Raw genomic sequence first — 18,971 nt, forward strand, 5'->3', positions numbered from 1 at the left:
GATGCCGTTCCTGCCCGGGACGCTGGTCGTCGCCCACCTGGTCAACCCGAACGAGAAGCTCTGGGGCGTGCTCGAAGAGCTCGCCCCGGCGGGGGTCACCCTGCGGGCGCTGAACCTCGGGAGCTTCGAGGACTGGTCGCTCGAGCTGGCGCGCGAAGGCCGCTCGGGGCTCGGCCTGGCGACGATGTTCGTGCCGCTCCACCGCGTCGAGCGGATCTTCCTCGACGAGCGGGTCGGTGACGTCGAGAGCTTCGCCGAACGCTTCGTCCGCCGCGTCGGTCGTCCCGTGGCCGAGATCGTGGGTGGCTCGAGCTCCGCAGACCCTCGGTGAGGGTTGCCGCGCGTCGGAGGTTGATCGCCGGGCTAGAACTGCACGTTGTCGACGTAGAAGCGCGTCAGCTCGAGGCGGCGGGAGGCCAGTCCGGCGGCATCCTCCGGGCTGAGCTCGAACTGGCCGGCGCGGCTCCCCTGCGGCGTGATCAGGATCACCTGGAGCGAATCGACGCGGTCGCGGTGCTTGTCGCGGGTGGCCAGCAGGGCGTTGGCGCTGACGAGCAACCCGCGGAAAACCGCCGCCTCGGACCCGGTGGTGATCTCGACCAGGGGGATCCTCTCCCGCGTCCCCTGGTAGACCATCACCCCCTCGACGTTCTGCGCCTGGAAGAAGGCGAGCAGGCTGGTGGAGACGTCGGTGTCGCGCATCGTGGTGCGCGGGAAGCGGGTGAGGTCCTGATATCCGGCCGAGGTCTGCACGGGGCGACCGCTGCGGTCCGGCTCGGATCGGCGGGTCGAGGGCAGGGCGCGCAGCCCGCCGTCGCCACGGGCGGCGATCAGGTCGGCGAGCTTGGGCGCGCGCGGCGTCGGGGTTCCTTCTTTGAACTGCTCGGCCTTGCCGGTATCGAGCACCATCGCGCCGCTGTAGTTGACGCGATTGGCCTCGTCGGTCTTCGGGATGTCGATCTCCTGGAGTTCGAGGAACGATTCGGTGCCGTTCTGCAGCACGAAGCGCGCCTTGCCGTTTTCCACCCGGTAGAGGTCGCGGGTGATGACCTGCGTGCCGTCCTTGAGGATGATGACGTAGGCGGCGGCCGGCGCGGCGAGGAGGGCGAGCGCCAGCGCGACGAGTGGGAGGAGTCGGGCGGTTCTCATCGAGGCCTCCGGAAGCAGGGCTTTGTTACTATACCCCGGCCCGTCGCCCCGGCGGCCGGCGACCCTCCTGGAACCTCCACCCCATGGCCCTAGCCCGTACGCCCGACGCCTTGCTCGTCCTCGAGGACGGATCGGTCTTTCCGGCCCGTGCCGTCTCCCGCGGAACTCGCTTCGGCGAGGTGGTGTTCAACACGTCGATGACCGGATACCAGGAGGTCCTCACCGATCCGTCCTACCGCGGCCAGATCGTGGTGATGACCCAGCCGCACATCGGCAACTACGGAGTGCAGGCGGAGTGGGCCGAGTCGGCTCGCCCCTGGGTCGAGGGGTTCGTCGCCCGGCGCTTCACCGCCGAGCCGTCGAACGCCGCGAGCACCGGCAGCCTGCCGAGCTACCTCGGCGGCCACGGGATCCCGGCGATCGACCGGCTCGACACCCGTGCCGTCGTCCGGCGCCTGCGTGAGCGGGGGGCCATGCGCGGTGTCGTGACCACCGAGCGCTCGGAGGTCGATTCGCTGCTCGCCGAGGTGCGCGGCTTTCCGAGCATGGTCGGTCGCGCGCTGGTCGACGAGGTGACCTGCGCCGAACCCTGGACGATGACGACGGCGAGTCGGCGGTGCCGGCTGGCGGTCTACGACTTCGGGGTGAAGCGCAACATCCTGCGCTGCCTCTCGGCCTGCGGAGCGGAGCTGGTCGTGCTTCCGGCGCGTACCTCGGCCGCCGAGTGTCTGGCCCTCGGCGTCGACGGTGTCGTCTTGTCGAACGGACCGGGCGATCCGGAGCCGCTCGTCGAGATCCTGGCGAACGTGCGCGAGCTGCTGGCGAGCGGCAAGCCGCTCTTCGGGATCTGTCTCGGCCATCAGTTGCTCGGCCTGGCGCTCGGCGGCCGGACCTACAAGCTGAAGTTCGGTCACCACGGCGGGAACCAGCCGGTGATCGATGCGACGACGCGGCGGGTCACCATCACGAGTCAGAACCACGGCTTCGCCGTCGATCCGGACACCCTGCCGCCGGGCTGCGTGGCGAGCGAGAGCAATCTCAACGACGGCACGCTCGAAGGGTTCGCGGTGCGCGATCGCCCTGTCCTCTCGGTGCAGTACCACCCCGAGGCGGCTCCGGGCCCCCACGACGCCAGCGGCCTGTTCGGCCGCTTCCTCGCTCTGCTGCCTGGCGCGCCGAGGTGAGCGTGTGGGACGGCGGGGCGTCGCTGCCGCTTGCCTGGGAGCTCGGGCGGCGTTTCCTCGGAGGCCGCCGGCGTAGCCGCCTGCTCGACTCCAGCGCGCGCGTGGCACTCGTCGCCACGGCCCTCGGGGTGACCGCCCAGGTCGTGGCGATGGGGCTGATGAGCGGCTACCGCGGCGACCTCGAGCGCAAGCTCATCGGTGGCAATGCGGCGATCGTCATCTATCCGACGAGCGCGGTCGACGCCGTCGCGTCGGCGGCGACGGTGCGCCGGGAGCCGGGCGTCCAGCGAGTCGATCGGGTGGTCTACGGCCAAGGGATCGTGACCTCGAGCGATGGCAAGGAGGCGGTCGTTGCGCTGCGTGGCGTCGAGCCCGGCGGTGGAGGAACCCTCGCGGCCTCGGCCGAGGCGATCGCCATCCGCGACGGGGCGCCGGGGGCCCTGCTCGGCAGTGAGCTCGCGCACACCCTCGGCGTGACGGCCGGCGACCCGGTTCGACTCACGGCGCTCGGGATCGTCGGCGAGCGGCCGCGCTTCGCCTTCCGGACGCTACGGTGCTCGGGGGTGTTCACCACGGGGTTCTCCGAGTTCGATCGCTCCTGGGTGGTCCTCGACCGTGGGCTCGTCGAGAGCGTGTCGGGGCAGGGCGTGCTGAGCCTGGAGGTGGCCATCGAGGATCCGGCCAACGCGCCGGCCATGGCCGAGCGCCTCGGGCAGCGGCTCGGGCCGGAGCATCTGGTGACGCCCTGGCAGGAGCTCAACCGGGAGCTCTTCTCGGCCCTGCGCATCCAGCAGGTGGGACTCTTCCTCCTGCTCGGTCTGATCGTCCTCGTGGCCACCTTCAACGTGGCGTCGTCGCTCGTCGTGCTGGTCCGCGAGCGGCAACGCGACCTCGGGGTGCTTGCCGCTCTGGGGGTCGCTCCCCGCGGGCTGCGAGGGGCCGTGCTGGCCTTCGGCATGCTCCTCGGAGCGGCGGGCACGGCGGTGGGAGTGGTCGTGGGGGTCGTGCTCTGCGAGCTGCTGACCCGATTCGAGGTGGTGCGGTTCGAGCCGGAGGTGGCGGAGATCTACTTCCTCCGCTCGGTCCCGTTCCATGCGGGGCTGCGGGAGGTGGCCGCCGTCGCGCTCTTTACCCTGGTGGTGACGCTCGTCTCCTGCCTCTGGGCGGCGCGCCGGGCGGGCCGTCTGCAGCCGGCGGCGGCGCTGCGCTACGAATGAGCCGAAATGACGGAGGGGGCCGGCTTGCGCCGGCCCCCTCGAGTGGATCCGCGCGGCCGAAGCCGCGGGCATTTCGTGGGCTGTGGGACGGTCGGAGATGCTCTCCGCCGGGTTGGGCCCCCTCGTCGCCGGCCGCGGACGCGGTCCGGTGGGTGCCCGACAGGCGAGGCCGGGACTTCCGGCCCTTGTTCAATCATTCCTACGTAACAGCGGGGTGATTGGTTTGATTCCCGATCCACCGAATCCGGAGCTTCCGTCGCCCGCCGGCCTCTGTTCCGGCTGCCGGTATGCCCAGGAAGTGGCCTCGGCCCGCAGCCGCTTCCTGCGCTGTCGTCTCGCTGACGAAGATCCGGCCTACCCTCGCTATCCCCGGTTGCCCGTGCTGGCCTGTTCCGGATACCGCCCGGATCGAGAGCGGGAGCCGCGGCCCCGACCCCAACCCTGAAACGAAAGGCCCCTGCCGTGAGGGCAGGGGCCGATGGAACCTCGGGGGCCGCCCTCGGGCGGCCCCGGGTGGGGGATCAGTAGGTGAACTTCAGGTAGATGGCTCCGACGTTGCCCGTGTAGTCACCGCGATTGCCGTTGAGCAGCAGCGCGGCCGGGAGGTAGTCGTCCAGGTTGGCGATGATGAAGCTGTCGATCGAGTAGTCCTCGTAGCGGTAGAGGAACCCGAGCCCGACGTTCTTCATCAGCGAGTACTCGACCTTGGCCTGGGCGGTCAGGCTTTCGATGTCCTCGTAGTTCGGGATGTCGGTGGCGTTCGTCGTCCCGGCCGGTCGGCCGGTCAACGTCTGCCCGCCGACGTAGGCCGAGAAGTCGGCGTTGCCCGACGACTTGGCCCAGCTCGCCGTGAGGTCGACCTTGACCTTCTCGGTGCCGAAGGTGAATCCGCCGCCGAAGTAGTCGTTGGACTCGTCGAAGGCGATCTCCCAGTTGTCGAGCGGACTGACCGACGGCGTGCCGCCCGACTGCCGGGACTTCATGAAGACGCTCCGATCGGCGACCTGATAGAAGGCGTAGAGGCTCGACTTCTCGCTGAGGCTGAAGGACAGCTCGGCGTTGTAGGTCGTGATCTCGTCGCTGTCGAGGCCGAAGACGCTCTTGTTGTACTCGTCCTTGCGATCGTCGACGCCAACCGCGAACGACCACTTCTCGCCCGGGTTCCACTCGAGGCGAGCGTTGTAGCGGTTGTAGTCCTTCTCCGCCTCGTCGAAGCGCCGCGCGCCGGCCGGCATGGTGGCGTCTTCTTCGTAAGCGCTCGTCGAGCGGCTGCCGTCCTCGATGGCGGCGCGGACGACCATGTTGCCCAGGCGACCGTCGAAGGTCAGCCGGAGGACGTCGTCGTCGGCCGATTCGACATCTCGGTCGATCCGGTCCATCGAGTCCATCTTGTACTCGAGGCCGAGGCGCATTCCCTTGCCGAGCTCCCAGCCCACCTCGCCGGAGAGCGAGTCCCGGGTGTAGCCGAACGGCTCGGCCTCGCGCGGAATGTCCTCCCAGACGCCGTGGTAGCGGACGTAGCCTTCGAAGTCGATCGGCTCGCCCTTGTTGTCGTAGTCGTAGTAGCGGTAGCGCAGGCGCAGGCTGAACGCCTCGGCGAAACGCGTGCCGAAGTCTGCCGAGGCGTTGGTCACCGTGACCTTCCGGTCGGCGGTGGCCTGCGGCAGCAGGTTCAGGTTGGTGGCTGCGCGACCGAGCGGATCGAGGATCGAGGTGTTGAGGGTGAACGGCGTCAACGCCTCGTTCTGCTTCAGGTTGAACTCGTTGAGGCTGAAGTTCAGGTAGGTCTTCTTGCCGAAGCGCCAGTTGCCGTTGGCATAGAAGCCGTCGCGCTTGTTGTCCGGGTTGAGCGCGGCGAAGCCGCGCGAACCGCCGGCCACCGACGACGAGCTCGGCGCCTGGTAGGCCGAGGCGTCGGTCGAGTCGGTGAAGCGGAACGGGTTGTCCCAGTAGAGGCGGTCGACGTTGTTCTCGAACTTCGAGTAGGTGTAGCCGAAACGCAGCGCACCCTTCCCGAGTCGCCACTCGGCGCCGAGCTTGGCGTCGTCGATGTCGTAGTCGATCGGCTCGGGAAGCTCGACGACGTTGCCGAAGCCGAAGGCCGCACCGAACGGGCGGCTGCCCGTGCGGTTCTCGTGCTTGTACTCGAGGCCCCAGCCGAAGTTGCCGCTCTTGCCGAAGTCGACCCGCGCCGCCAGCCGGTCGCGCTGGATGCCGACGTCGAGACGCTGAGCGGTGGCGAGATAGGGCTCGACGAGCCCGTTGAGGAACGCGAAGCTCACGCCGGGCTTGCTGATCGCGTACTGGGCGTCGATCAACCCCTGAAGCGACTTTTGCACCGGGTCGGCGACGAGGAAATTGCCGGGCGACACCTCCTCGAGCAGCAGGGTGGCGTCGTTCATGTAGCGGTGCGGAATCTTGTTGTAGTCGAGGGCGAACGAGTACTTGCCCGAGACGTCGTAGAACATCGCATAGCGCGCATCGCGCTGTCCGACGTTGTACAGCTCGATCATCATCCAGCGGGCGAGATCGGCGTTCTTGCCTTCGATCTTCAGCGTCGGAACCGCAGCGCCGTTGCTGACGTCACGGTATTCGTTGAACTTCGCCGAGTTGGAGTCGAGGTCGACGTAGCGCCCGCCGACGACGAGGCTCTTCAGGTTGAGGGTGAACTCCCCTTCGCCCGCGAACGCCGGCATCGCAACCGCGATCAGCGCGGCGACGAGGGAGAGGATCAGGCTCTTTCTCATGGCTCTCTCTCCTGGCGTCCTAGTGGCCGAGATACGGCGACGACGGGCTGTTGCTGCCGTGGATCATCCCGTGGCAGCTCAGGCAGGCCTGGTTGAACAGACGGACGTTGCCGAGACCCTCGTTCTCGAGCGTCGGCAGCTTGAATCCGTCGTAGATCGTCCCCGGGTGCCGCGTGTGCATGTGGCACTGCTGGCAGACGAAGGGGATCGAGGTCTTCTGCAGGTAAAGGTGGTTCGAGCCGTGCGGCGTGTGGCAGTTGGCGCAGTTCTCGCGCACCGGCGGGTGCTCCCAGACGAACGGGCCGCGATACTGGGCGTGGCAGCTGTAGCACAGGTCGTTGAGCGACTCGGCCTTGAGCATCTTGTCGGTCGTCGTGCCGTGCGGATTGTGGCAGTCGGCGCAGGCGATCTTGCCCTCGCGGATCGGATGGTGCGAGCTCTTGAACGTCTCGGCGCGCACGTCCTTGTGGCACTCGTAGCAGGTGTCGAGCTGGCTCTTGGCCTTGAGCAGCGCCCGTTCGGTCTTGGCGCCGTGCACCGAGTGGCAGTCGACGCAGGAGACCTGGCGGGCGTCGTGGGTGCTGCCCATCCAGAACGCCTGGTTCCCCTTGCTGTGGCACTCGAGGCAGGTCGCCGAGGCCTCCGATGCCTTCATCTTCGAGGGCACCTTCGGACGGTTGGCCTCGATGCTCGGGTCTTCGGCGTGCAGCGCGCCCGGTCCGTGGCAGGCCTCGCAACCGAGGGCCGTTGCCTGCGCGAAGGCCGGGCGACCGTGCGGCGTGCCGCCGAGCGCCTTGCCGTCATGGCAGCCCAGGCAGGTCTCCGAACCGGCGTAGTCGGCCGGTCCGGCGGCGAGTGCCGGAGCTGCTCCCGTCCAGGCGAGGACCGCGCCGACCAAGGCGAGTCCCAGCCAGGACCAAGTCGTCGTCTTCCTCATTGTCTCCTCCTCCTCCTCATTCCCGGTCGGCGCGGGCCGACCGACTGGGGCGATTATTTGCAGCGGCCCTCTGTTGGCCGCCGTTTCTCGGGATGGTGCAAGCGTGCATCAGGAGGTGGCGAAGCGGCCTACCCGTTCGGGTGGGGATGGGCGGGGTAATGCTAGGAAAGCCGGGTGTTGCGGGGTCCCCCCGGCGCCGCTAGCCTCTTGCGCACACTGGCGGGGGCGGGTCGCAGCCTCTCGCCACGAGTGATCGGAGAGCCGGAGACCTCATGAAGAACTTCTTCATCGCCCTGACCCGCAACCCCCTGAGCCTGGCCGGCGCGGCCATCACCACGGCCTCCGCGGTGCTCTTCGCCACGCTCTTCGTGATCGACGCGGTGGGGATGAAGGGCGGTCCCTACGCCGGGATCATCGCCTATCTCATCGTCCCGGCGATCTTCGTCGTCGGCCTCCTGCTGATCCCCCTCGGCATCTCGCGCGAGCGCCGCCGGGAGCGCGCGGCGCTTGCCCGCGGCGAGGCGGCCCCGACCTTCCCGGTGCTCGACTTCAATCGCACCGAGACGCGCAATCGCACGCTCATCGTCCTGGCGCTCACCCTGGTCAACCTCGTGCTGCTCGCCACGGCGACCTACAAAGGCGTCGAGACGATGGAGACCACGGCCTTCTGCGGCCAGGCCTGTCACAGCGTGATGCAGCCGGAGTTCGCCGCCTACCAGCGCGGCGCCCACGCCAGCGTCCATTGCGTGAGCTGTCACATCGGGCCCGGCGCCGGCTGGTTCGTCAAGTCGAAGCTCTCCGGCTCCTGGCAGGTGATCTCGGTCAACCTCAAGCTCTACCCGACGCCGATCCCCTCGCCGGTGCACAACCTGCGCCCGGCCCGCGAGACGTGCGAACAGTGCCACTGGCCGGAGAAGTTCGTCGGCGACCGGCTCAAGGTGATCGACACCTTCGCCGACGACGAGCCGAACACCGCTCTGAAGACCGTCCTGCTGATGCGGGTCGGCGGCGTCTCCGGCCGCAGCTCGCAGGGGATCCACTGGCACGTCGACCGTTCGAACCAGATCCGTTACCGCTCCGACGAGTCGCGCGAGACGATCTACGAAGTCGAGCTGACGAAGGCCGACGGCAGCGTCGAGCGCTTCCTCGCCGACGGGGCGGCCGAGGGTGAAGCCGCCAAGGCGGGGGTCTGGCGGACGATGGACTGCGTCGACTGCCACAACCGGCCGAGCCACACCTTCCACTCGCCCGAGGACGAGGTCGACCTGGCGCTGCGCGACGGCAAGATCGCGCGCGACCTGCCGTTCGTCCGCCGTGAGGGCGTCAAGCTCCTCAAGGCCGAATACCCGTCGCAGGAGGAGGCCGAGCAGGCGATCGCCCGGGGCCTGCGTGCCTACTACGAGAAGGAGCGGCCGGAGCTCGCCAGAGATCGGGCCGCCGACATCGATGCCGCCGCCGCCGCTCTGTTCGTCGGCTACAAGTCGAACGTCTTCCCCAACATGAAGATCACTTGGGGAACCTACAAGAACCACATCGGCCACGAGTCGAGCCCGGGCTGCTGGCGCTGTCACGACGACGCGCACAAGTCGGCGTCCGGGCGGACGATCTCGCAGGACTGTTCGACCTGCCACAGCCTGCTGGCGGAGCGCGAAGCGGACCCGCAGATCCTCAAGACGCTCTCGCCGTAGAGCCGCGACACCAAGGCACGTGAAGGGGAAAGTGCTCATGACGACGAGGCGCCTGCTGCTTCTGCTGGGACTGCTGGTGGGGGCGACGATCGGGCTCGCTGCGCCTGCCGCGGCCCAGAGCATCGACGACTGCCTGGCCTGTCACTCGGACGACTCGCTGACCGGCACGCGGGCCGGCAAGGAGATCTCCGTTCACGTCGACGGCGCGAAATTCGCGGCGTCGGTCCACGCCAGCCTGGCCTGCGTCGACTGTCACCAGGACCTCGCCGGACAGGGCGAAGGGCACGGCGACGACGTCGCGCCGGTCGACTGCTCCGCCTGCCACGACGGCGAGGCGAAGCTCGCCCGCCGCGGGATCCACTCGCACACCGTCGACGGGCATCCGGCGGCAGCCTGCGCCGACTGCCACGGCAACCACGCGATCGCCAAGCCCACCAAGGTCGGGGCGATCGACTGCGCCAAGTGCCACCAGGCGGTGGCGGCGGCCCAGCACGCCAGCCTGCACGGCGTGGCCGCGGCCAAGGGCGACAAGCTCGCGCCCACCTGCGTGACCTGTCACGGCTCGCACACCATCCTCTCGCACAAGGACCCGGCCTCGCCGGTGGCGGTGATGAACGTGCCGTTGCTCTGCGGCCGCTGCCACAAGCAGGGCACGGACGTCTCGCTGCATCGCGACATCCCGCAGGAGGCGATCCTCGAGCACTACGCCGATTCGATCCACGGCAAGGGGCTCTTCGAGAAGGGGCTCACCGTCACCGCGGTCTGCACCTCCTGCCACACCTCGCACTTCATCCTGCCGCACACCGACCCGCGCTCGAGCATCAACGCCAAGAACCTGGCCGGCACCTGCATGCAGTGTCACGGCCAGATCGAGCGCGTGCATCGCAAGGTGATCGACGGCAAGCTGTGGGAGCAGGCACCGAACAAGATCCCCGCCTGCGTCGACTGCCACCAGCCGCACGAGATCCGCAAGGTCTTCTACGACGCGGGAATGGCCAATCGCGACTGCCTGGCGTGTCATGGGCGCAAGGACCTGGCAGTCGAGCGCGACGGCAAGACGAAGTCGCTCTACGTCGATCTCGAGAAGTACAGCCTTTCGACCCACGCCAAAGTCGCCTGCGCGCAGTGCCACACCGAGGTCAGCCCGTCCCACGATCGGCCCTGCGAGACGGTGCGCTCGCGCGTCGACTGCAGCATCTGCCACGCCTCGCAGGTCGAGCAGTACCGCAAGAGCACCCACGGGCAGTTCGCCGCCAAGGGAGACCACGACGCGCCGGGCTGCCTCGACTGCCACTCGTACCACGAGACGAAGAGCCGGCGCTCGCCGAGCTCGCCGACCTTCGCCCGCAACGTGCCGCAGCTCTGCGCGCGCTGCCACCGCATCGGCGAGAAGGCGGCGGTGCGGATCGACTCCGACGTTCCCGACATCGTCCAGAGCTACGCCGACAGCGTGCACGGGCGCGGGCTGACGCAGGGCGGCCTGGTGGTCAGCGCGACCTGCGTCAACTGCCATTCGTCGCACGGCGAGCTGCCGCCGAGCGACCCGAACTCGACGGTCAACCGCAAGAACCTCGCGGCGACCTGCGGTGCCTGCCACAACGGCATCCAGGAGGCCTTCGCCAAGAGCATCCACGCCACCGGCTCGCCGAAGGACGGGATGGAGCTGCCGGTCTGCGAGGACTGCCATTCGGCCCACAACATCAGTCAGCCCGAGAAGGCCGGTTTCCGCACGGCGATGATGCAGCAGTGCGGTCGCTGCCATAAGGAACAGGCCGAGACCTTCTTCGAAACCTTCCACGGCAAGGTCTCGCAGCTCGGCACCGAGGGCGCGGCCAAGTGCTCCGACTGCCACGGGGCGCACGACATCCTGCCGACGACGGATCCCGCCTCCCACCTCTCGCGGGCCAACGTGGTGGCGACCTGCGGCAAGTGCCACGAAGGGTCGCACCGGCAGTTCGCCGGGTACCTGACCCACTCGACGCATCACGACCGGAAGAAGTACCCGTGGCTGTTCTGGTCGTTCCGCTTCATGACCACCCTGCTGGTGGGGACCTTGACCTTCTTCATGATCCACACGATCGCCTGGCTGATCCGGCTCTTCCGCACGCGAGAGGAGTGGATCCACCACAAGCAGGAGATCCACCATCCGGGTCAGAAGTTCTACCGCCGCTTCACCACCTTCCAGCGGGCGCTGCACATCTTGATGATGATGTCGTTCTTCACCCTCTCGCTGACCGGCATGGCGATCAAGTTCTCCTATGCGGGGTGGGCGCAGGCGATCGCCACGGCGCTCGGCGGCCAGCCGACGATGGCGGTGCTGCACCGCCTCGGCGGGTTGACGCTCTTCACCGTCTTCGCCCTGCATCTCTGGGACGTCAAGCGCAAGCGCCGCGCGCTCGGCTGGACCTGGAAGCAGATGGTCACCGGTCCCGGCACGATCCTCTTCACCTGGCAGGACGTCAAGGACGTCATCGGCTCGCTGAAGTGGTTCCTCGGCCTCGGGCCGCGCCCGCGCTACGGTCGCTACACCTACTGGGAGAAGTTCGACTACTTCGCCGTCGCCTGGGGCGTCGTGGTGATCGGGTTCACCGGGATCGTGCTCTGGTTCCCCGAGCTGCTGACGCGCGTTCTCCCGGGTTGGTCGATCAACGTCGCCACCATCGTCCACAGTGACGAGGCGTTGCTTGCCACCGGGTTCATCTTCACGATTCACTTCTTCAACACGCATTTCCGTCCGGACAAGTTCCCGATGGACCCGGTGATCTTCACCGGCCGGGTGCCGATCGAGGAGCTGAAGTACGACAAGCCCGGCGAGTACGCCGCCCTGGTCGAGAGCGGCCAGCTCGAAGCGCATCTCGTCGAGGCCTATCCGAAGCCGGTCGAGCGCGGATTCCGCATCTTCGGATTCGCCGCCCTCACCGTCGGCCTGACGCTGATCGTGTTGATCGTCTACGCCATCCTCTTCGCCTACCGCTGAGCATTCGCGGCGGCCGCAGGGGATCGCAGGGGGAGTCATGAGCGAGGAGGCTGGTCTCTGGAGGATGAATGCCCGGGCGGTGGGTCGCGCCGCCGCCCTCGGGCTGATCTTGGCCTGGACGGTGTCGTCCGGTGTCGCGCAGGCGCAGACGCCGGCGTGCGGCGATTGCCACGAGGTCGACGTCGCGGCCTTCGCCAAGACAGTCCACGGAAGCCTCGGCTGCACCGACTGTCACGTCGGCGCGGCCCAGGAGGGACATGACGCGGCGACCGCCAAGGCCGACTGCTCGTCGTGCCACGGCGACGTGCAGGAGAGCATCGCGGCGTCGGTGCACGGCAAGCCGGAGTTCACCGCGTTGTCCGGCATGGACCGTTGCGGCAGCTGCCACGGCAAGATCCACGCGCTGGTGCCGCGCAGCGACCCGGCGTCGGCGATCAATCCGCAGAAGCTGCCGGAGACCTGTGGACAGTGCCACTCGTCGGCGGCAATGGCCGAGAAGTTCGGCTTCCGCGTCGTGCAGCCGCTCGCCGCCTACGAGGCGAGCGTGCACCACCAGGCGGTGATGGCCGGCAAGCCCGCGGCGACCTGCTCGAGTTGTCATGGCGGTCACGACGTGCTGCCGGCGAGCGATCCGAAGTCGCGGGTCAATCACTCGAAGGTGCCGCAGCTCTGCGGCCAGTGCCATGGCGAAATCTCCGCCAAGTACCAGGAGAGCGTCCATGGCCGTGCTGCGGCGGCCGGAATCCGCGAGGCCCCGGTCTGCACCGACTGCCATGGTGAGCACCGCATCGTCGGCCCGAGCGAGTCGGGCTCGCCGGTCTCGGCCTCGAACGTGCCGAAGATGACCTGCGAGCGCTGCCATGCCGACCTGCGGGTCACCGAGAAGTTCGGCATGAAGACGAACGCCGTGGCGGCATTCCAGGACAGCTTCCATGGGCTCGCCAACAAGACGGGCAGCGCCACGGTGGCCAACTGCGCCTCGTGCCACGGTGTGCACGACATCCAGCCGTCGAGCGACCCGCGCTCGCACGTCAATCCGGCCAACCTGGCCGCCACCTGCGGCTCGTGCCATCCGGGCGCCGGCAAGACCTTCGCCATCGGCGAGGTGCACGTGCAGCCGGGCGACAAGGCGAACGCGAACCCGATCGTCTACTGGGTCCGCGAGAGCTACCTCTGGCTGATCTGGATGACCATCGGCGGCATGTTCCTGCACAACCTGCTCGATCTGCGGCGCAAGGCGCTGACGCCGATCGTGCGTCCGATGATCCCGAAGAGCCAGCGGCGCGAGCGGCTCAACAAGGGCTTCCGCATCGCCCATGCGGCGACGGCGCTCTCCTTCATGGTGCTGGTCTACACCGGATTCGCGCTGAAGTACCCCGACGGCTGGTGGGCGGCGCCCTTGCTCTCCTGGGAGAGCAGCTTCCCGGCGCGGGCCTGGCTCCACCGTGGAGCGGCGCTGGTGATGATCGCCGCTTTCCTCTTCCACTTCGTCCACATCGCCATCGACCGCCGTGCCCGGGCTTGCATCCTGGCGATGCTGCCGACGCTGCACGACGTGCAGGAGGTGCGCGAGCGCATCGAGTGGTACCTCGGCAAGCGCAAGGAGATGCCGCACGCTCCGGCGCTCGGCTACATTGAGAAGGCCGAGTACCTGGCGCTCATCTGGGGGACGATCGTGATGGCGGTGACCGGGGCGCTGCTCTGGTTCGAGAACTTCACCCTCAGCAACTTCCCGAAGTGGGTGAGCGACCTCGCGACCGTGGTCCACTTCTACGAGGCCATCCTGGCGACCCTCGCCATCCTGGTCTGGCACTTCTACTGGGTGCTCTTCGACCCGCTGGTCTACCCGATGGACACCGCCTGGTTCAACGGCAAGGAGGTCCCAGGCCGTACCCTCGAGCGGAAGGAGTCGGTGATCGAGCCGAAGACGAAGAAGTCCTGATCGGGACCGGATGAAGTCGGCCGGGCCAGCGGGAGCTCCCCGCGGCCTGGCCGTTGAACCTCCCAGAGCTGTCGGGCCTCACGGCGCGGCGGAGCTGGCAGTGACTGACGGTGCCGAGGTCGAGACCTTGGTAACGGTGTTTCAAGGATTCTTCGCGAGAGCGCCAGTTCAGCCATGCTGGAGCTGGCGCCTCTTCCAAGTCTCCCGCGTGAGCTCGGCGGGGGAATGAGCGAGTCGCCCTCACCTGCGGGACGCCGACTGCGACATTCCCCCAGTCGGCTTAGGGGCACGTTGCGAAGGCGCTGGTGTCTTGAATCGGCTGGAACTGAGTGTGGAGGGGATTTGAATACGTCCTCGACGCGCCAGTCACCGTGTCGGCGACCGTCAAGTCCACCTTCACGTCCGTCAGTCCGCCGGAAAATACCCAGTAGTGCCCGCCCACACTGCAACCGTCGAGTACCTTCACCAAAGCCTCCACGTTCGAGCTGGCGAAGAACCAGAAATAGCCGGTGTCGGGCGTCAGTTGGACGACCTGTGCCTCGCCCGAGTTGCCGGTACCAGAATCGTAGCGGGCGGTAACTCGAAAGCGGCCATGGTTCAGGCAGGCGACTGTCGAGCTGGCCGTGCAGGATCCAGCCCCTGCAGTCTGCCCACCTTTGCCCGCCAGGGGCCGACTGGCCGCCCATTCGCCGAGGAGCTTCGAGAGGTCTCTCGGCTCCGATTCCGACGCCCCGCCAGTATCGGCTGGTGAGGAAGTCCTCGCCGAGCTGCACGTCGCGAAGGCACTGGTGTCCTGGACCGGCTGATACGGAGTGCCTTGTGGGTTGTGGTAGCTCGTGACTTTCCCAGTCTCGGAGTCGCGGACCGTCAGCGTGACTTCGACGTCCGTGAGGCCACCGGCAAACACCCAGAAGCGAGCTGCGCCAGGAAAGGAGCATGCGTCAAGCACTTTGACGACCAGTTCCACGTTCGCGTCATTGAAGAACCAGAAGTAACCCGTGTCACTCGTTAGCTGGACGGCGCGCCCGGCTCCCGACGCCCCGGCGGAGGTTCTCCATCTGGCCTCGACATCAAACCGCCCGCCTGCGAGGCACACGTTCGATCCTCCAGGAACGCAAGCCGTGTCGTAGCGCAGGATGGTTCCGTGGCTGCCCACTGCGAAGACGCTGCCGCCGCTGCTTCCGCCTACGCCATATAGGTCGTAGTAATACCCGCTAGCCGATGAGCGAATGGGAGACCATTCGCGCCCGTCATAGTGGAATACTCGCGCATAGGCTCCGACGGCGAATACATCTTCGCCGTCCTTTCCCCAAACCGCGCCGAGATCAGTGTGGGCCGGGCTCACCATGGGCGACCATTCGCTGCCGTCGTAGTGCAGGACGGTTCCGTTGCGCCCGACTGCGAAGACGTCGCTTCCGCTTGCGCCCCAAAGGCCCAGGAGGTCGACGCTCACGGAGCTGTTCTCTGGCGACCACTGAACACCGTCATAATGAAGCACTGTTCCATTGGTGCCCACGACAAACACATCGCTTCCCCCGCTACCCCAGACTCGCCAGAGGAAGTTGCTGGTGCCACTTGCCATTGACGACCAGGCCCTGCCGTCGTAGTGCAGGATCGTCCCTGCCTCGCCTACGGCGAAAACGTCCGTGCTGCTGCTACCCCAGACGCCGGTGAGCGAAGACGAAGATCCGCTTCTCATCGGCGTCCAACCGCCTCCATCGAAGTGGAGGATCGTTCCGGATACTCCGACCGCGAAGACGTCCCTCCCGCTTGTTCCCCAAACCCCCCAGAGTGGCTCCGAGGTCCCCGTGGCCATGGTTGACCAGGAGTTTCCGTTGGAGTGGAGAATCGTGCCCTGGTCGCCGACTGCGAAGATGTCGCTTGCGTTGTTGGCCCAAAGACCGCCGAGACTCGAGTACGTCGTGCTGGTCTTGCGCTGCCGCCAGATGCTCCCGTCGAAGTGAAGGATCTCTCCGGCCCAGCCCATCAGGAAGATCTCGTGGGCGTTGCTGCCCCAGAGGCCCGGGAAGTTTCCAGAGTGGCCGGTGTCTATTGGTGTCCATGTCTCGCCGCCGTAGTGCAGAACGGTGTTGTGTCCGGTCACGTAGACGTCGGTGCCGCTCGTGCCCCAGATGGTCCAGAGAGATTCGGTGGTGTTGACCGACATCGGCGACCAGGTGCTGCCGTCGTAGTGCAAGATGGGACTGGAGGTGGCCTCCCAGTAGTAGGCGACGACGAAGACGTTGGTCGGGCCAGTGCCCCATACGCTGTTGAAGCTGTTGGAGGTCCCGGTCGCCATCGGCGACCACCTCACGCCGTCGTAGTGGAGGATCGTGCCGGAGTCACCGACAGCGAAGACGTCGTTGCTGCGGCTTCCCCAGACGCTCCGCAGAGTTTCGAAGGTCCCGCTTGCCATCGAAGACCAGGTGGCGCCGTCGTAGTGCAGGATCATCCCGACTTCGCCGACCACGAACACGTCGCGTGCCCCGCTTCCCCACACGGCGCTGGCGCGATACCTCGGCTGCGGGTCGACCGACGTCCACGACCTTCCGTCGTAGTGGAGGATCCTGCCTTTGGATGAGGAATGCGCCCCCACCGCGAAGACGTCCGTTTCGCTGCTGCCCCACACGCCGAGGAGAGCTAGAGGGTCGTCGGCCTCTCCCCAGGTCAACGAGGCCCATTCGGTTCCGTCGAAGTGGACGATGGTCCCCTCTCCTCCTACCCCGAACACGTCGTTCGGGCCGCTTCCCCAGACTCCGAGAAGGTCGTTTCCCTGGGGTCGCGGGTTGTCCCATGCCCAGCCGGAAGACCCTGCAGCGGAACTCGAGCCAGCAAGGACCAGTAGGGAGAGCGCACCCGCAAGGGGGGAGAGTTTCTTCGACAAGATTCTAGACACGCGTGGCCCCCACCTCGCGCTCCGAATCGTCGCCGAGCGACAACTTGGCTACCCGTGGCGGTCGCCGCACTTTGGCGAGCCCATGGAACCGAAGTCCGAGCGGACGATCCGTCGGACCACAGGCCTACCCGCCGCTGTCCTTGGGCAACTCGACCATGCGGTGGCGCAGGGCGTAGCTGACCACCTGGGCGCGGTTGTTCAGGTGGAGCTTGTCGAGGATGTTGCGCAGGTGGAACTTGACGGTGTTCTCCGAGACGCCGAGCTTGGCGGCGAGCTTGCGGTTCGACGTCACGCCCCGCACCAGGAGCTCGAGCACTTCGCGCTCGCGGTCGGTGAGGGCGTCGGGGTTCTGTTCGCGCTGCGCCGACTTGGCCGGGTGGGCGAACTCGGCGAGCAGGCGGCGGGCGAGACTCGGGGTCAACGCCGGCTCGCCACGCTCGACCCCTTCGAGCAGGGTGAAGAACTGCGACGCCTCGAGGTCCTTGAGCAGGTAGCCCTGAGCGCCGGACTTGATCGCCTCGAAGAGGTTCGAGTCGTCGTCCGAGGCGGTCAGCACGACGACCTTGACGTCGGAGGCCTCCGCCGTGAGCAGGCGCGTGGCGGCCAACCCGTCGAGCTCCGGCATCGTCAGGTCCATCAAGACGATATTCGGCCGCAGCCGCTTGGCCAGCTCGACCGCCTCGCGGCCATTGCGCGCCTCGCCCACCACGTCGTGGCCCTGGGCCTCGATCAGGCTGCGCAGGCTGTCGCGGAAGAGCGAATGGTCGTCGGCGATCAGGATCCGCATGCTGGGTCACCTCCCGAGTGGCGGCAGAGGGATTTCCGCTTCGACACGGGTCCCTTCACCGGGCGTGCTGTGGACGGTCAACTGTCCCCCCAGGCTCTCGGCGCGCTCGCGCATCGTCGCCAGACCGAAGCGGGGAAACTCGGCTCGTCCCAGGGCCTCGGGACGGAATCCTACCCCGTTGTCCTCGATGACCACCCGGACCCGGCCAGAGCCGCTGCTGCAGCGGACTCGGACTTCGTCGGCGCGGGCGTGCTTGCGGACGTTGGCGAGCCCCTCCTGGACGATGCGGAAGACCTGGAGCTCGACTGCGGTGGGGAGGCGCAGGCGGCGATCGACTTCGACCTCGGTCGCGATCCCGGTCTGGCCGGTCCAGCGCTCGACGTAGTCGCGGATCGTCTCGGGAAGGGTGGCGAGGGCGGAGGAGGTCACGCGCAGGCCGAGGATCCCCTCGCGCACGTCGGCGTAGACCTCGCGCGCCGCGGCGGCGAGTTGGTTGAGCTGGTCGCTCGCCTCCTGACTCTTGCCGTGCCGGAGGAAGCCCTGGACCGCCTGCGCCTTGGTGTTCACGTAGGCGAGCACCTGGGCGAGCCCGTCGTGCATCTCGTGAGCGAGCCGCAGGCGCTCCTCGGAGGCCGCCAGGTCGCGCACCCGGCGATGCAGGTGCGCGTTATCGATCGCCACCGCCGCCTGGACGGCGAAGCGGGCGAGCGTCTCCTCGTCCTCGCGTGAGAACGGAGCGCCGTCGGTGCGCTCGGAGAGGTAGAGGTTGCCGCGGAAGGGTCCTTTGCACTGGATCGGCACGGCGAGGAGCGACCGCATCGCCGGGTGGTGGTCCGGGAAGCCGACGCGCCGGGGATCGCGCGTGATGTCGTCGAGGCGGAGCCGCTGGCCTTCACCGAGGGGGACGCCGAGCAGTCCGCGCCCGGACGGCCCGGCGCCGATCCGCTCGCGCTCCTCGGTCGACAGGCCGGAGGTGGCGAAGGTGCCGATCTTTCCCGCCTCGTCGTAGATCGCCAGGGCGCCGTAGCGACTCTCGATCAGGTGTCGCGCCTGGTCGACGACCTTCTGCAGCACCGCCTCGAGCGACAGCTCGCCGGCGATGTCGAGGCCCGCCTGGTGGAGCGCCAGCAACTCGCGGTTCTGCCGCTCGAGCTGCGCCTGCATCGTGTCGAGGACGTGGAAGAAGGCGCCGAAGAAGAACAGGGCGACGACCGCCAGGACGCCGTCGATCAGCAGGCGACCGGAGAGCGAGAGCAGGTAGGGATAGAGAAGGTGGCGGCTCACCTCGAGGACCAGGACGAAGATCCCGGAGCTCAGGATGGCGTAGATCTTGAGCCGCTGAAGGGTCACCGAGCGTCCTCCCGAGGTCGTCGGGGAGCCGGCGGTGGAGCGCAGATCCCTGGCCGCGGAGCGAGGGCGCGAAGTGTAGCACGGGCTTCCCGGGGGC

Annotated in this window: 12 protein-coding genes; 6 read left to right on the forward strand and 6 right to left on the reverse strand. The window is 67.7% G+C overall.

The genetic code is table 11. From position 1 onward, the window contains the following. The first annotated feature begins 1 nt into the window (after window position 1). A complete protein-coding gene (locus IPJ17_09130) occupies window positions 2-331 on the forward strand; it encodes a hypothetical protein (GenBank protein QQR75714.1) in 330 nt (109 codons plus the stop codon). Between the two features lie 32 nt (window positions 332-363). Here IPJ17_09130 and IPJ17_09135 read toward each other — a convergent pair whose 3' ends face one another. Continuing rightward, window positions 364-1,149: a hypothetical protein gene (locus IPJ17_09135; protein ID QQR75715.1), complete on the reverse strand. Its 786-nt coding sequence runs from the start codon at window positions 1,147-1,149 to the stop codon at window positions 364-366. Window positions 1,150-1,232: 83 nt separating this feature from the next. Between IPJ17_09135 and carA the strand changes: the two genes are divergently transcribed. Continuing rightward, the gene (gene carA / locus IPJ17_09140; GenBank protein QQR75716.1) at window positions 1,233-2,333 is read left to right on the forward strand and encodes a glutamine-hydrolyzing carbamoyl-phosphate synthase small subunit; all 1,101 of its coding nucleotides are present in this window, start codon (window positions 1,233-1,235) and stop codon (window positions 2,331-2,333) included. Further along, entirely contained in the window at window positions 2,330-3,550 is a 1,221-nt protein-coding gene (locus tag IPJ17_09145) for an ABC transporter permease (GenBank protein ID QQR75717.1), read from the forward strand. Before carA ends, IPJ17_09145 begins: the two co-directional genes overlap by 4 nt. 521 nt (window positions 3,551-4,071) lie before the next feature. Here IPJ17_09145 and IPJ17_09150 read toward each other — a convergent pair. Further along, window positions 4,072-6,297 carry an MtrB/PioB family outer membrane beta-barrel protein gene (locus IPJ17_09150; GenBank protein ID QQR75718.1) on the reverse strand — a complete coding sequence of 742 codons (2,226 nt, stop codon included), beginning with the start codon at window positions 6,295-6,297 and terminating at the stop codon, window positions 4,072-4,074. Between the two features lie 19 nt (window positions 6,298-6,316). Beyond that, window positions 6,317-7,234 carry a DmsE family decaheme c-type cytochrome gene (locus IPJ17_09155; GenBank protein QQR75719.1) on the reverse strand — a complete coding sequence of 306 codons (918 nt, stop codon included), beginning with the start codon at window positions 7,232-7,234 and terminating at the stop codon, window positions 6,317-6,319. Between the two features lie 272 nt (window positions 7,235-7,506). Between IPJ17_09155 and IPJ17_09160 the strand changes: the two genes are divergently transcribed. Genes IPJ17_09160 through IPJ17_09170 form a run of 3 tightly spaced genes read left to right on the forward strand, consistent with a single transcriptional unit; the run spans window position 7,507 to window position 13,841 of the window. Next, entirely contained in the window at window positions 7,507-8,922 is a 1,416-nt protein-coding gene (locus tag IPJ17_09160; protein ID QQR75720.1) for a NapC/NirT family cytochrome c, read from the forward strand. A 37-nt stretch (window positions 8,923-8,959) separates the two neighbouring features. Next, window positions 8,960-11,899, forward strand: a complete 2,940-nt coding sequence (locus IPJ17_09165) for a cytochrome c3 family protein (protein QQR75721.1) — start codon at window positions 8,960-8,962, stop codon at window positions 11,897-11,899. Between the two features lie 37 nt (window positions 11,900-11,936). Further along, window positions 11,937-13,841, forward strand: coding sequence for a cytochrome b/b6 domain-containing protein (locus tag IPJ17_09170; protein QQR75722.1), 1,905 nt, complete (start codon window positions 11,937-11,939; stop codon window positions 13,839-13,841). 280 nt (window positions 13,842-14,121) lie between these two features. On the opposite strand, the gene IPJ17_09175 is transcribed toward IPJ17_09170, so the two are convergent. From IPJ17_09175 to IPJ17_09185, 3 genes are all read right to left on the reverse strand, one after another. Continuing rightward, entirely contained in the window at window positions 14,122-16,725 is a 2,604-nt protein-coding gene (locus tag IPJ17_09175; protein ID QQR75723.1) for a hypothetical protein, read from the reverse strand. Between the two features lie 136 nt (window positions 16,726-16,861). Beyond that, window positions 16,862-17,524: a response regulator transcription factor gene (locus tag IPJ17_09180; GenBank protein ID QQR75724.1), complete on the reverse strand. Its 663-nt coding sequence runs from the start codon at window positions 17,522-17,524 to the stop codon at window positions 16,862-16,864. A 6-nt stretch (window positions 17,525-17,530) separates the two neighbouring features. Next, window positions 17,531-18,874, reverse strand: a complete 1,344-nt coding sequence (locus IPJ17_09185; GenBank protein ID QQR75725.1) for a GAF domain-containing sensor histidine kinase — start codon at window positions 18,872-18,874, stop codon at window positions 17,531-17,533. Window positions 18,875-18,971: the final 97 nt, after the last annotated feature.

It is taken from the genome of Holophagales bacterium (assembly GCA_016699405.1).
Taxonomy (GTDB): Bacteria; Acidobacteriota; Thermoanaerobaculia; order Multivoradales; family JAGPDF01; genus JAAYLR01.